Source organism: Novosphingobium sp., from assembly GCF_036820275.1.
Classification (GTDB): Bacteria; Pseudomonadota; Alphaproteobacteria; order Sphingomonadales; family Sphingomonadaceae; genus Novosphingobium.
The window spans coordinates 214,197-228,552 of the sequence record NZ_DAISLT010000001.1; the positions used below are offsets into that span (position 1 = coordinate 214,197).

Genomic DNA, 14,356 nt, shown 5'->3' on the forward strand with positions numbered 1-14,356 from the left:
GCCGCCCGCATCTTGCGCGCGCTGGGGCTATGCGAAGCCCCGAAGTTGGAGTGCGAGAGCAGTGCCGCACGGGGACGCAGCCCGAACTGCTTGATCTGCCTCGCACCGAGCTGCGCCATTTCGGCAATCTGCTCAGGCGTCGGATCGGGTACCATGTGCGTATCGGTGATGAACAGCGCACCGGCATCGAGGATGAGGCCCGAAAGCGCATAGACGCGGCTGATATCCGGCGCGCGGTCGATCACGCGCAGAACGTGTTCGATCTGGCCCCAGTATTCCGAGCGACCACCCACCAGTGCCGCCTCGGCGCGGCCGGTGCGCAGCATCAATGCCGCCGTGACAGTCGGACGGCGATAGACGTGACGCAGGATTTCGTCCGCCGGGACGCCCTTGCGCGAGGCGATCGAGCGGTAGGCCTCGACCAGATCGGCCATGACCTCGTGATCGGTTTCCGGATCGATCACTTCGACGTCGCGGCCCAGTTCGAAGCTGAGGCCCAGGTCCGGCAGTTTCGGCTCCAGAATGCGGCGGCGCGCGATGATCGTCGGGCGTGCAATCCCTTCGTCGAGCACGTCCTGGATCGCACGCAGCACGCGCTCGTCTTCGCCTTCGCCATAGACGATCTTACGTCCGGAACCGCGCGCGGCTTCAAAAACGGGAAGCATGAGCTGGCCGGAGCGGGTGTTCTGGCGGGTCAGCTTGCGCTTGTATTCGTCGAGGTCGATGGTCTTGCGGGCGACGCCGCTTTCCATCGCCGCGCGGGCGACGGCCGTGGCGATCTCGCCGATCAGACGCGGATCGAACGGCGTCGGGATGATGTATTCCGGCCCGAACACCAGCTTTCGGCCGCCATAGGCCTGCGCCACGCTGTCATGCGCAGGCAGCCGCGCGAGCGCCGCGATGGCTTCGGCCGCAGCCGCCTTCATTTCCTCGTTGATAGCCGTCGCGCCCACGTCCAGCGCACCGCGGAAGATGTAGGGGAAGCACAGGACGTTGTTGACCTGATTCGGATAGTCCGAACGGCCGGTGGCGATGATCGCATCGGGGCGAACGTCGCGGGCCAGCTCCGGGCGGATTTCCGGCTCGGGATTGGCGAGCGCGAAGATCAGCGGATTGGGCGCCATCAGCGGCAGCCACTCCTGCTTGAGCACGCCCGGCGCGGAAAGGCCGAGGAACAGGTTGGCGCCGGGCAGCACTTCGGGAAGCGAGCGCGCGTCGGTCTGGCGGGCGTAGCGGGCCATGTTGGGCAGCATGCCCTCGCGGCCCGAATGGATCACACCGTCCTTGTCGGTAAGTGTGACGTTCTCGACCGGAAGGCCCATCGATACCAGCAAATCGACGCAGGCCAGTGCCGCGGCGCCTGCGCCCGAGGTGACGAGCCTGGCTTCCGCCAGGGTCTTGCCCTGAAGCACCAGCGCGTTGCGCACGGCGGCAGCAACGACGATGGCGGTGCCGTGCTGGTCGTCATGGAACACCGGAATGTTCATGCGCTTCTTCAGCTCGGCCTCGATATGGAAGCACTCGGGCGCCTTGATGTCTTCCAGGTTGATGCCGCCGAACGTCGGTTCGAGCAGGGCGACGGCTTCGATGAACTTCTCGGGATCGGTGGTGTCCACCTCGATGTCGAACACGTCGATATCGGCAAACTTCTTGAAGAGGACGGCCTTGCCTTCCATCACCGGCTTCGAGGCCAGCGCGCCGATCGCGCCGAGGCCGAGCACGGCGGTACCATTGGAGATGACCGCCACGAGATTGCCGCGCGCGGTATAATCCATCGCCTTGTCGGGGTCTGCCGCGATCTCCTCGCAGGGTGCGGCGACCCCGGGCGAATAGGCCAGCGCGAGATCGCGCTGGTTTACCATGCGCTTGGTCGGCTCGATGCGGAGCTTACCCGGCTGCGGATGGAGGTGATAATCGAGGGCGGCGCGGCGTAGATTGTCGTCCATGGCGCCCTCCATAGGCAAAGGATTCGCGCTTGCCTATGCCTTCCTGACCAGCATCTTTTCCTCTGGTTGCAGAAGCATCTTTTTACAATCGGACGGGTGCCTGCGGCCTTCTCTGCATTTCCCACCGGCCTTCCCGAGCTTTTGCCGATTTTATCCACAGTCGATTTTCAATCCTTCGAAAGCCTTTCTGTACCTTCGAAAAATGCCGAAAACGCCCGTGATCCGGGGCGCAAGGGCCGTCCCCTCGCTTTACCAGCTCCCAATTCTGACTGTCATCAGAATGACTTGTTCACTTCGGTGCAAGGCCCGGCCGTCCAATCGGTGGCTGCCCGGTGAGGGCCGGGGAAGAAAGTACTGGAGTTAGAATATGCGTATTGCACTTGTTTCGCTCGCCGCTGTTGCCGCCGTCGCTGCCGCCTCGCCCGCTTTTGCCAACGAGACCCGCGTCGAAGCCCGCACCGGCGTGATCTGGGACGGTAGCGACAGCGATGCCGTGGCCGGTGCCGCCATCGGCTACGACTACGACCTCAATGACAAGTTCTTCGTGGGCGTCGAAGGTTCGGCCGACAAGGTGCTGACCGACAATACCCGCGTCTCGTGGGGCGTCGGCGGCCGCGCCGGTGTGAAGCTCACCCCCGCCACCAAGCTCTATGCCGCCTCCACCTGGCAGTCGAAGTTCACCAAGTACGGCAACAGCGCCGTCGGCGTGGGCGGCGGCGTCCAGCAGGACCTCGGCAACAAGTTCTACGGCAAGGTCGAGTACAAGCACCTGATCGTCGGCGACAACACGCCGGACGCGGACCTCGGTCTGGTCGGCGTCGGCATGAAGTTCTGATCTGACGGCTTCGCTCCGGCTGTCTTCACGGCCAGCCACCGGGAAAGCCGGAGAAAAGACACGGAAAAAGGGCGGCTCGCGAGGGCCGCCCTTATCTGTTTCACGCCGATGCCGGGAAATTTCCCGCAGCCCATTTCGCTAGTGTTCGTTTTTCGATATCGCTCGCCTTCTCGGGTGGGATCGAGATCACCAATCGGGAACAAGAACAATGACCGAATTTGCGTTGGGACTGGCGATCCTCGCCGCCGCGAGCCTGCCTGCCGTGACGGAAAACGAGGAACTGGAAGCACTGACCGGCCGCGCGGCGGTGGAGAAGCTGGCTGGCAATACGCTGGAAGAAGACGATTCCGCCGTGTCCGGCACCCATATCATCTTCCTCAAGTCCAACGGCATTGCCCGGATGCGCGAACACGGAAAGCAGGGCAAGAGCCAGCCGGTCATGAAGCAACGCTGGACGATCAGCCCCGACGGCCTGCTCTGCGTATCCGAGGGCCGGGACCCGCGGGACCGCGAAACCGATTGCGCCAGCATCTCCATCAGCGGAGACCGCGTGGAAATGAGCGTGCCGGATCTCGACGAGCCGCTCACCGCCCGATTACTGCCGGGCAATCCCTACAAGCTCTGATTTTCCGAAACCTTCAGGCGGCGCGCAAGTCGAAGGCGCGCCGCGAGGCTTCCACTTCGCCAAGGTTCTCCAGCGTCCAGCGGTAGAGCGCCTTGAACGGCGCATGGAGCGAATGGCCCAGCGCGGTGATTTCGTATTCGACGCCGACCGGCGAGGTGGGGATCACCCGCCGGTGCAACAGGCCGTTGCGCTCCAACTTGCGCAGGCACTGGGTCAGCGCCTTCTGCGTGACACCTTCGAGATGACGCTTGATCGCATTGAAGCGCATCGGCCCGGGAACCAGCACGGTCAGCACCATCATCGACCACTTGTCCGCGATCTGGTCGAACAGCTGGCGACTGGGGCAATCGATGGTGAAATGCTGGCATTCGGGCAACGCGGTTTCCTCCAGTATACCTAGGCGATCAAAGGTGCCTCATTGACGCTAGGTTTCCAGTTTATACCTAGAGGCGACCTGTTTCAACGGAGACCTGCCTGCATGTCGGCATCTGATGCCGAAGTCCTGTTCCGCCCCTTCACCATCGGCTCGCTCCAGCTGCCGAACCGGATCGTGATGGCGCCGATGACGCGCGGCTTCGCCCCCGAAGGCATTCCCGGCGCCCCGCAGGCCGCCTATTACCAGCGCCGCGCCGAAGGCGGCGTCGGCCTGATCCTGTCGGAAGGCACCGTGATCGACCGCCCGGCCTCGCGCAACATGGGCGGCATTCCGCTGTTCCATGGCGACGAGGCTCTGGCCGGCTGGAAGACCGTGATCGGCGCGGTTCATGCCGCAGGCGGCAAGATGGGGCCGCAAATCTGGCACACCGGTTCGACGGTCGGCCCCGACGGCTGGGATCCGGGCGTTCCGGTTGAAAGCCCTTCCGGCCTGCTCGCGCCGGGCACGCCGCGCGGCCAGGCGATGAGCGAGGAAGACATTGCCGACGCCGTCTCCGCCTTCGCGCGCGCCGCCGCCGATGCCAAGCGCCTCGGCTTCGACACGGTCGAGATCCACGGCGCCCACGGCTATCTGATCGACCAGTTCTTCTGGTCCGGCACCAACGAACGCGCCGACCGCTACGGCGGCGCCACGATCCGCGAGCGCTCGCGGTTTGCCGGCGAAGTCGTCTCCGCCGTGCGCGAGGCGGTCGGCAGCGATTATCCGATCATCCTGCGCCTCAGCCAGTGGAAGCAGCAGGACTACCTCGCCCGTCTGGCCGAAACGCCCGACCTGATGGCGGACTGGCTGCAACCGCTCGTCGATGCCGGCGTGGACGTGCTCCACTGCTCGCAGCGCCGCTTCTGGGAGCCGGAATTCGCTGAGATCGACGGCGAGAAGGGCCTCAACTTCGCGGGCTGGGCCAAGAAGCTGACCGGCGCGGCGACGATCAGCGTCGGCTCGGTTGGCCTCTCCGGCGAGTTCCTCGCGGCCTTCGGCGGCGAAAGCTCGACCTCCACCAAGCTGGACGATCTGGTCGAACGCATGGAGCGCGACGAATTCGACCTGATCGCGGTCGGCCGCGCGCTGATTGCCGATCCGGACTGGGTCTCGAAGGTTCGCGACGGTGACGCCGCGAAGCTCAAGGGGTTCAACGCTTCCGCTCTCGGCGAACTCGTCTGACACATGATCGCGGAGCGCCGACCCGGCGCTCCGCGATATCTTTTCACGCCTTGGCCCATTCCCCCAGGGTCACGTAGTCGATCTTGCCCGTGCCCAGCACCGGCAGGGCCTCCACCCGGCGAATGTCACGCGGCACCATGAGTTCGGTCACGCCATTGGCCCGCGCCCACTCCTGAAGCGCTTTCGCATCGGGCGCTTCGGCGGACGTAAACAGCACGAGTTGCTCACCCTTCTTCGGATCGGGCCGCGTGACGACGGCATGTTCCGCGACCGGCCAGACCGCCGCCGCGTAGCCCTCCACCGCCGGAAGCGAGACCATCTCGCCGCCGATCTTGGCGAAGCGCTTGGCACGCCCGCGAATGGTGACGAACCCTGCCTCGTCGATGGTGACGATATCGCCGGTGTCGTGCCAGCCCTCCTGCGGTGGCTGCAACAGGCCCGGAGCGCTGGCCAGAAGATAGCCCGCCATCACGTTCGGCCCGCGAATGGAGAGGCGGCCGCCCTCGGCGATGCCCGGCACTTCTTCCAGCCTCGCCTCGATCCTCGGAAGCAGGCGGCCGACCGTCCCGGCCTTGAAGTGCATCGGCGTATTGACCGCGATCACCGGGGCCGCTTCGGTCGCGCCGTAGCCTTCCAGGATGCGCAGACCGAATTTCTCCGCATAGACCTTGCGCGTCTCGTCGCGGACCTTCTCCGCGCCCGCGAAGATGTAGCGCAGCGAATAGAAGTCGTAGCCGTGCGCCATGCGAGCATAGCCGGAGAGGAACGTGTCGGTGCCGAACATTATCGTGGCATTGGCGTCATAGGCCAGCGCGGGCACGATCCGATAATGCAGCGGGCTGGGATAGAGCACCGTGCGGATGCCGTTGAGCAACGGCAGCAGGGTCCCGCCGGTCAGGCCGAAGCTGTGGAACACGGGCAGCGCGTTCAGCACCACATCGCTGGGGTTGAAGTCGATCCGGGCGGCCAGCTGCGCGCAGTTCGACAGCAGGTTGCGATGGGTGAGGACCACGCCCTTGGGCGTCCCTTCCGAGCCGCTGGTGAACAGGATCACGGCCGGGGCATCGGGCGAAATCGCGAGCTTGCGGTGACGGCGGGCGATGCCGCCCTTCCCCAGCGCCGCCCGGAGCTTGGCGCCGCCGCTGATCGTCCGGCCCACATCTTCCAGCCGGATCACCACGATTCCGTCCGCCTCCAGAGCCGCGACGACATCGTGGAGCTTGGCCTGCTCGACAAAAGCCTCGGCGGTGACGACGGTGCGGATTTGCGCCGTCGCGCAGGCCGAGCGCAGATTGGCGAGCCCGGCCGTGAAGTTCAGCATCGCGGGAACGCGGCCATAGGCTTGCAGCGCGAAGAAGGCGACGACCACGCCGTTCACGTTCGGCAGCAGCACACCGACATTCTCGCCCTGCGCCGTGCGCGCCGCGAGCTTGCCGCCCAATAGCTGCGAGGCGATCAGCAGCCGGTCGTAGCTCAGCGGTTCGCGCTTGACGTCCTCCACCACCCTGGCCTTGCCGCCGTGCAGGGCGCGGGCATCGCAGAGCGCCTTGAACAGGGTTTCCCGGGTGTCGGTGGTGTCGAAGATCATGCCGCTCATCTCATCGTAGAGACGGCGGCCCGCCACGGCGCGGCGCTCGCGCGCGCTCATCTCACCCTCGATGGAGAACCGGCGCTGCGGCAGGACGGTCAGCGTGATCTTCGGGAACCAGCGCCGATGGACTTTGCCCTTGAGATAGGAAAACGGCGTGCGCTGCGGTCCGTCGAGGCGGACCGGCACGATCGGCGCGTCGGCCTTGTCGGCAACCATGCCGGGGCCGTCGAAGACCTTCATGAGCGCGCCGGTGACGGTGATGCGTCCTTCGGGGAAGATCACCAAGGTGCGGCCCTCGCGCACGGCCTTGACCATGGCTTTCGCGGCCATCGGGTTGGTCGGGTCGACCGGGAAAGCCTCGAACAGCTTGAGGAACGGCTTCACCCACCAGGCCTGCGCGATCTGGGTGTTGATCGCGAAAGTCGGCTTGCCGGGCAGGAACGCGCCCAGCAGTACGCCGTCGAGCAGGCTGAGGTGATTGACCACCACGACCGCGCGCTCTCCGGGCTGCGGCATGTTCTCGCTGCCCTTCACCTCCACGCGGTAGAGCGCCTTGAGCACGCCCCGGATCACGCTCTTGAACAGGGTCTCGGGCAGGAGCCAGATGCTGACGAGCGCCACGAACAGCGAGGCGAAGCCCAGCGCGCCGATCAGGCCCGGCACATCGACGCCCAGCGAAAGCAGCCCGGTGATCGCCAGCACGACCAGTACCGTCACCGCCGCATTGACGATGTTGTTCGCCGCGATGATCCGCGAGCGCTCCTCGGGCAGGCTGTACATCTGCAGGATCGCGTAGAGCGGCACGATGAACATGCCCCCGGAGAAGGCGATCACCGCCAGATCGGCAAGGATGCGGAACGTGCCCGGCGTCGCCAGGAACTGCTGGAACGAGGCGCCCGCCGTGCGCACGGAAAAGCCGCTGGTCGAAAGCCAGAGGTCGATCAGGCCGAGCGCCAGACCCAGCGCCGAGATCGGCACATAGCGGGCGGACACTTCGCCCCTGAGCAGCTTGTTCACGGCCAGCGAGCCGAGCGCGATCGTCAACGAGAAGATCACCAGGAACACCGTCGCCACTTCCTGCCGCGCGGCGAGCGTACCGCTGACCAGCGGCGCGAATTCGGAGACGAGCACCGCGCCTGCCGCGAAGAACCAGCTGATGCCGAGGATCGAGAGCCAGACCCCGCGCCCGTGGCGTGCGGTCCTGAGGATGTGCATCGTACCGCGCCAGAGGTTCCAGTCGATCGGGTGCTCACCGCGAAGCGGCGGCGCGGCGGGAATGGCGAGTGCGGCGAGATAGCCGAGCACGGCAATGCCCATCGCCGCAAGCCCCGCCTCCCAGGCCGGGATCACCCCCGCCAGAAGCTGGCCGCCGAGGATCGCGAGGAAGGTTCCGGCCTCGATCAGTCCGGTTCCGCCCATGATTTCGTGGCGGCCGAGGTGCTGCGGCAGGATCGAATACTTGACCGGCCCGAACAGGGTGGAATGCAGCCCCATCAGGAACAGCGCGGTCATCAGTGCCGGGATCGACTGGAACCAGAACCCGGCCAGTCCGATCGACATGATCGCGACTTCCGCCAGCTTGATCCAGCGCACCAGCCGCGCCTTGTCGATCCGGTCGGCGAGTTGTCCGGCGAGTGCCGAGAACAGGAAATAGGGAGCGATAAACAGGCCGGTGGCGATAGCCGCCAGCATCTCGGCCTTTTCCGGCTCGCTTGCGAAAATGCTGAAGTTCGCCAGGAACAGCATCGCGAACTTCAGCAGGTTGTCATTGAACGCCCCCAGGAACTGGACGACGAACATCGGCGCGAAGCGGCGCTTGGCCAGCAATGAAAGGTCAGGTGCGGACATGACTGAAATCCCCCATTGAACCAGCCATATGCAGCGGGTTCTTCACGCCAGTTATCGATAAATACCGCGGCTCAGCCGCCGCAGCGCACAGCGTATTCGGCAACCGAAGGATCTTCGTTATCGCCAACCGTCGTTACTGCAAGGGCCGCTTCGGGGCGCTTGTAGTCGTAGGAGCAGAATGCGAAGCCCGTGCCTGAGCAACTCGCCACTTCCGTGACACCCATCGCGGCGAGATCGGCCTCACGCTCATCCTCGCGCCCGGCGGCATCGCCGTTGCCGACCGCGTCCCATCCCGACTTGGCGAGGAGCTTGCGGGCCTTGGTGATCGGCATGCCGTAGATGTTCGGAATGGGCGTGCCGCCGCCGCAGGCGAGTTCCTTCGCGGCGAGCTTCTGGATCGCCAGCCCCTTTCCGTCCACCACGCGAATATCCGCCACCGGCGCAGGCACGGCATCCCCGTCCCAGATGCGGAGCGAGTCCTCCTCGAACGGCAGGACATTGGCTATGGTCAGCTTGCCTGACGCGGGTGCATAGGCAATGGCTACGAGCGTCTCACCGTCGAAGATCGCGACATTGCCCTTGCCGATGTAGCACGACCCGCTCGTGGAAGGCTCGAAGGAACCGGCAAAGCTGACGGCGCGGTACTTGCCGATCCGCCCTTCCCCGGTCACGCCCCAACCGGCCTTCGCCACCAGGCGCGCGGCCGGCGACTGCGGCGCCTTGACGAAACCGTTGCACTCGGATTGGGTGGACGCACTAGCCGGCGCCTTGGGCAACTTGGCAACCGCATTGAACGAGACGCCGGCGACTTTGGACGTGAAGGCATCGCCCTCTTCCTCCGCCACTTCCCCGGTGGCAGTCGCTTCGGCGGCCTCGCTGGCCTCCGCCTTTTTCGCGTCGTCCTTGGAAGAGGAACAGGCCGACACCAGCGTCAGGGTGGCCAGCGCAACGGGCAATATCAGTTGCTTAATCGTGTCATTCTCCTTGGCGGACAATTGGGGCGGACCATCGGCCTCGCGAATCACCATGGTCGGAAATTGCCACGATAATGATCGGTGTTCAATATTATTTCGAACACTGCTCAATTACAAAGCCGGTCATGTTAGCCCGCCCTGGATCCCCACATCATTCAGGTGCAAGCGCGGCAAGTTCCCGCCGATATTCCTCGACCACACTCTCGGGCGCGGCGGAACCATAATCCTTTAGAAACGCCCTCAAGGCTGCGCGATATTCCGCTCTGAAATCAGGATTATCCGGACTCGCCCTGAGTTGGTTCCTGGCCTTCTCGACCGGTACCCGCGCCTCCTGCATCAGCAGTCGCTGCCCGAACGCGGATTCATCGCGCATGACCGCGATGTTCCGTTCGAAACCGGGAATGTACTTGATGACGAAACGCTCGCCGGTGGGCGGCACCTCGATTGCGTTGCGCGGCGGATAGAGGCTGATCGACATCGTATCGAAGCCCGTCTTGACGTCCCGCCCGTCGGCCGTCGTCATCACCGCGTCGTAGCGCCAGATGTTCTGGTCGTTGAGCTGAGAACTCGTTTCCTCGGCATTCGTGACCATTGCCGTGCCGTAAGTGCCAAAAGCGTTCAAGAAGAGCGCGTTGACCGACGAAGCCGCGAAGACGTTCACCATGCCGCCGACAAAACCGAGAATGCCCATGCCGTACCAGACCGGATTTCCCGTCATACGCGAAAGCAGGAAACCGATCCCCAGAAACAGCAGCACGATCAGCGGCATCGAGAGCAGCGAATGCTGGCTGAGGAAATAGAAAATCGAGGAAAGAGCGGCCACCAAGACTATGAAAACCCTTTCGCGATATGGTCTCGTTCGGGCACGAACATAAGCAGGTTTTCCCAGAAAGATCAAAGCACAGGGCGAATGCGCCGGATCGTGCGAGATTTTCGGCGCATCGAACTGTACTCTTCGTAACGAGGTCTGCCCATTATGCGAAATCTTGGATAGGAGGCTGTTATCGCTGGCGTTTCTTCCAAGACGCAGCCCGCCGCCTCCCCTGCGGCTGTCCGACTTTGCCGGACCGGACCTCAACATCGACGTACAGGTTGCCCAAGATGAAAACTGACTATGGCCTCCCCGACCCCGCGGGCGTGCTTCCCGACCGCCCGATTGCGATCAAACGGCACGGCTTCGCCGATCGCTTCCGAATGCTGTTCTTCGGCGTGACGTTGGGACTGGTCTCGATCGGCACGATGATCGTTGTCTGGCCGGGCCTCTATGCCGATTACCGTATCCTGCGCGACCCGGTCGAAGTGCCCGAAGCCTCGCTTGTCAGCAGCGAGTGCAAGACGAAGAAAATGAGCGTCAACTGCGAGGCGGGCATCGCCTATCCGCGCGACGGACAGACGCAGATCCGTTCGGTCGAATTCTCGTTCATGAGCCTCACCTCCGGAGACTACGAGACCACCATCGTCGCCGAAAAAGGCAATCCGGACAACATCACGCTGTCGCTCGCCATCGACGAGTTCTGGAACCGCTTTATCGGTTCGGCAGTGATCGTGTTCGGACTGGGCGCGGTCGCAATCCTCATGGTTCGCCGCTTCTTCCACCTTTCCGCCACACTGAAGGCACTCAAGGAACCCGCGCGCATTCAGGCGGTCTGGGCGCGCATTACCCTGAAGAGCACGAAGTGGGGCAAGACCCGGATTACCTATTACCCGATCGTCGGCCTCAGGAAGGGCATGGGCATCGTCAGCCTGTTCCCGAAGGACGAGACGCCGTGGATGCACTATGACCCGACGCAGAACGAGACGTTCGCGCTGGCCGTGCGCCATCCCGGCGCACTGCTTCCGGTCATGCTCGACGAGGAATTCGACCGCCTCGACCTGAGCCCGCAGGAAGTGGCCGAAGCCCGCGCCGCCAGGGACCGCCTCGCGCAGCAGATCCCCGGCTGAACAACCGGCGCAGGCCCGCGGCTTCAGGTCGCCGCCTGCGCCCCCACTTGCGCCGCTGCCAGGCTTTCCCGCACACGGGCGAGCGCCAGTTCCACCGGCTCGCGCTCGCCCATGAGCGCGAAACTGCCATTGATGTCGAACATGCAGTGACCATGGACCGTCGCCACCAGCGAGCGCGCCAGTCGCGGGGCCTGCGTGCGGCTATCGGCGGGCAGGACTTTCGCCACTTCCTCCACGACAAGATCGGTAAGCTGACCGCGCAAGGCGTCATGCTCTTCCGGCAGCCGGATGTCCGGCGGCAGATGATGGTCGTAGATCGCGATCCACGCATTGCGATTGGCGCGGGCGAAACCGAAGTAACCCTCCACCAAAGAGCGAATGCGGTCGTCTCCGGCACTGCCGAGAGCCTGGCGCATGTAGTCGGCCCACAACACGAACGTACGCGTGTTGATGGCAATGATAAGCTGGTCGTAGTTGCCCATCACGTTGTAGAGCGTACCGATCGAATACCCGATACGCTTGGCCACTTCGCGCGCGGAAAACCGCGAAAATCCGACGTCGGCCATGTGCTTGTGACCTTCGACGATGAGCATCTGCTCCAGCTCTTTGCGGCTGTGATCGGATCGTCTTCCCATATGCCGCCAATCCTAACGATCCCTGTTAAAAATGTACAGCGTCCAATTTTATATTGAACATCGATTAATTGTGGGATAGCCCTTTGGGGGTATCAGCAGGTAGAGGAATGCTCATGTCCGGTTCCCCCCACGAGACGTATCGCACGGTTCGCCGGTCGATCGCGGCCGGTGTTCTGGCGCTGTCGGCCACAATCGCCCCGCCGGCCATGGCAGCCCGGCCGGATGCGGCCGTTGCCGCACTCAGCCGCCTGTCTGCACCCCAGCTCGACACCGGCTCCGCACCGGGCAGCGCTTTCCTGAAGCAATTCTTCCCCCAGGGCTGCAGCGCACCGAGCGGTCCGCCCTCCCCGCAGTTCGAGGCTTTCTGCGCCTGGTCCTCGTCGGCCGAAGAGGCGGACTTCGACCTGCTCGTCGGCATGCAGGACCGCAAGGTCGTGAGCGTCGTGACCGAACCTTACGCGCTAGACAGCAAGGTGTGGGAATGCCGCCCGCTTTACGAAAAGAGCGATGAAGTGCCCTCGGACCTCCAGGTCTGCAGCGTACGCAGCGCCAGCACGGCGAACCGTGCGAACTGGGCGAAGTCGTGGAAGACCTTCCTGAGCGCGATCAACTGAGGGACATGGCAATGGCAAAGTGGATCCTGAGCGCCGCGTCTGCGGCATCGGTCTTCGCGATCGCGGCCCCGGCCATGGCGCAGGCGGGGAAAGAGCCGCCTCGACCGGACTACGACGAGTTGATGACTGCCATGTGCGAAACGCCCACCGAGGACCGTTCCTGCGTGCTCGAAGGCAAGCGCCTGACCTATTGGCTGAGCTTCGACAGCGCCGTCGGCGGCCGCAGGCTCTACACTGCCGTCGCCACCGCCCAGAACGAAGCCGAACCCGGCGAAGCGCAGGATTTCGGCCCCGGCATGAAGCTCTCGCTCGCACAGGTCACCTATGCGCTCGAAGGCGGGGACTGGAAGCTGCTCGCCCGCCAGATCGATTTCGGCGGCGTCTATTCCAGCGGCGCGGCCGGAAATCCCCCAATGGATGACGACGGCGTACCGCTGTTCCGGCAAGCCGTCGGCGACGGCGTGCTGATCGGCTATCCTACGCTGGCCATGGCGAACGAGGGCATCAGCGTCCATGCTTACAGTCTGTTCCGTTCCGCGCCGGACAAGTCCGGCCGCTGGATCTACGCGGGCGATATCGTGACCGGCTCCGACAACGGCGCGGGATGCGATCCCCAGGACCAACCGCGAAGCTGCTATTCCAGCATCGGCACGCTCAGCCTCACCGGACGCACCAAGGGCGGCTGGCCGGAAGTGAAAGTCGATCCGACCGGCAGCCTTTACGACCTCAAGAGCGGTAAGGTCCGCGGCGCGACGGCGGTGGATGCGAGCGTCTGGAACTTCGATCCTGCCCAATCGGCTTATGTCGATCCCAAGCGCCACTAAGGAGTGATGACGATGAAACACACGGTTTCCGCTCTGCTCATAGCCCCCTCGCTTGCCGCTGCCGCACCGGCGCTGGCTGCCTGTCCGGCAACGACGTTCGATGGCTTCCTGGCCGCCTTCTCCGAAAGCGCGGCGGTCCAGCGCCAGTACACGGCGAACCCACTGACCACCCATACGATCGATCCCGCCGCCGAGCCTGAACCCCGAATGGTCACGAACCGGCTCCCCCTGAACGCTGTCCGCATGCCGATCATGCCGGGCAAGGCCGAGCGCAAACGAGACGGTCTGCTCACTAAGACAGCCCCTCAGCAGGACGGCACGATGGGTGTAAAGCTCGCCAAAGCGGATACGGGCTATCAGCTTCTCTATCGGTTCCGCCGGGAGGGCACCTGCTGGCAGCTTATCGAATACACCGACGAATCCCTGTAAATCCAGCGGAGACCAGCATGATGAAACGCCTCCTCCCGGCCGCATGGCTGCTCGGCGCCGCACTGGCAGCGAGCGCTACCTCGGCGCCCGCTCTGGCCGCCCCTAAAACGGCGGCCAGCACGAAAACGGCTTCGTTCCAGACGTTCTTCACCCAATTCCGGCAAGCCGTTCTTGCCAATGACCGCAACCGCGTGGCGGATATGACAGTCCTGCCGTTCAAGGACTTCAGCGGCGGCGAAGTGGATCGCAGCGCTGCCACGAAGGCGCAGTTCCTCGCCCACTACGACCGGATATTCACGCCCGCCGTGATCGCCGGAATCCGGGCTGGGAAAGTCCGCGCCTTCAAGCCCGGCAGCGACGATGGCGAGGCGCCCGGCCCGATCTCGAAGGGCGAATATCTCCTCGATATTCCCGAGTATGCCGATCAGCTGATCTTCGCCCCCACGCAGTCCGGCTATCGCCTGAACCGCATTCCGTTCTATTCCTGACCGCAACCC

The 14,356-nt window shown here is 64.2% G+C and carries 14 protein-coding genes; 8 read left to right on the forward strand and 6 right to left on the reverse strand.

The genetic code is table 11. From position 1 onward, the window contains the following. Positions 1-1,946: phosphate acyltransferase (locus V7066_RS00830; RefSeq protein ID WP_334181352.1), on the reverse strand; the 1,946-nt coding region annotated here is incomplete at its 3' end. Between the two features lie 367 nt (positions 1,947-2,313). On the opposite strand from V7066_RS00830, the gene V7066_RS00835 reads away from it, so the two are divergent. Beyond that, positions 2,314-2,781: an outer membrane protein gene (locus V7066_RS00835; RefSeq protein ID WP_334181353.1), complete on the forward strand. Its 468-nt coding sequence runs from the start codon at positions 2,314-2,316 to the stop codon at positions 2,779-2,781. A 208-nt stretch (positions 2,782-2,989) separates the two neighbouring features. Further along, positions 2,990-3,406, forward strand: coding sequence for a hypothetical protein (locus V7066_RS00840; protein ID WP_334181354.1), 417 nt, complete (start codon positions 2,990-2,992; stop codon positions 3,404-3,406). A 13-nt stretch (positions 3,407-3,419) separates the two neighbouring features. Here the strand turns inward: V7066_RS00840 and V7066_RS00845 are convergent, their stop codons facing one another. Continuing rightward, positions 3,420-3,782, reverse strand: a complete 363-nt coding sequence (locus V7066_RS00845) for a winged helix-turn-helix transcriptional regulator (protein WP_334181355.1) — start codon at positions 3,780-3,782, stop codon at positions 3,420-3,422. Positions 3,783-3,884: 102 nt separating this feature from the next. On the opposite strand from V7066_RS00845, the gene V7066_RS00850 reads away from it, so the two are divergent. Then, positions 3,885-5,003, forward strand: coding sequence for an NADH:flavin oxidoreductase (locus V7066_RS00850; protein ID WP_334181356.1), 1,119 nt, complete (start codon positions 3,885-3,887; stop codon positions 5,001-5,003). 43 nt (positions 5,004-5,046) lie between these two features. On the opposite strand, the gene V7066_RS00855 is transcribed toward V7066_RS00850, so the two are convergent. The 3 genes from V7066_RS00855 to V7066_RS00865 form a co-directional block, all read right to left on the reverse strand. Beyond that, positions 5,047-8,442 carry an acyl-[ACP]--phospholipid O-acyltransferase gene (locus V7066_RS00855; protein ID WP_334181357.1) on the reverse strand — a complete coding sequence of 1,132 codons (3,396 nt, stop codon included), beginning with the start codon at positions 8,440-8,442 and terminating at the stop codon, positions 5,047-5,049. Between the two features lie 71 nt (positions 8,443-8,513). Further along, complete coding sequence (locus tag V7066_RS00860; RefSeq protein WP_334181358.1) at positions 8,514-9,398, reverse strand: hypothetical protein; 885 nt, start codon at positions 9,396-9,398, stop codon at positions 8,514-8,516. Between the two features lie 169 nt (positions 9,399-9,567). Continuing rightward, positions 9,568-10,185: a hypothetical protein gene (locus V7066_RS00865; RefSeq protein WP_334181359.1), complete on the reverse strand. Its 618-nt coding sequence runs from the start codon at positions 10,183-10,185 to the stop codon at positions 9,568-9,570. 332 nt (positions 10,186-10,517) lie between these two features. Here V7066_RS00865 and V7066_RS00870 point away from each other — a divergent pair, with 332 nt between their 5' ends. Then, entirely contained in the window at positions 10,518-11,357 is an 840-nt protein-coding gene (locus V7066_RS00870) for a hypothetical protein (protein ID WP_334181360.1), read from the forward strand. Between the two features lie 23 nt (positions 11,358-11,380). Here the strand turns inward: V7066_RS00870 and V7066_RS00875 are convergent, their stop codons facing one another. After that, complete coding sequence (locus V7066_RS00875; RefSeq protein WP_334181361.1) at positions 11,381-11,992, reverse strand: TetR/AcrR family transcriptional regulator; 612 nt, start codon at positions 11,990-11,992, stop codon at positions 11,381-11,383. A 113-nt stretch (positions 11,993-12,105) separates the two neighbouring features. On the opposite strand from V7066_RS00875, the gene V7066_RS00880 reads away from it, so the two are divergent. From V7066_RS00880 to V7066_RS00895, 4 genes are read left to right on the forward strand one after another with little or no spacing between them, the layout of a single operon-like run. Further along, complete coding sequence (locus tag V7066_RS00880; protein ID WP_334181362.1) at positions 12,106-12,606, forward strand: hypothetical protein; 501 nt, start codon at positions 12,106-12,108, stop codon at positions 12,604-12,606. A gap of 11 nt (positions 12,607-12,617) precedes the next feature. After that, entirely contained in the window at positions 12,618-13,430 is an 813-nt protein-coding gene (locus V7066_RS00885; RefSeq protein WP_334181363.1) for a hypothetical protein, read from the forward strand. A gap of 12 nt (positions 13,431-13,442) precedes the next feature. Continuing rightward, the gene (locus V7066_RS00890) at positions 13,443-13,859 is read left to right on the forward strand and encodes a hypothetical protein (RefSeq protein ID WP_334181364.1); all 417 of its coding nucleotides are present in this window, start codon (positions 13,443-13,445) and stop codon (positions 13,857-13,859) included. 17 nt (positions 13,860-13,876) lie between these two features. Beyond that, positions 13,877-14,347 carry a hypothetical protein gene (locus V7066_RS00895; RefSeq protein WP_334181365.1) on the forward strand — a complete coding sequence of 157 codons (471 nt, stop codon included), beginning with the start codon at positions 13,877-13,879 and terminating at the stop codon, positions 14,345-14,347. Positions 14,348-14,356 lie beyond the last annotated feature (9 nt).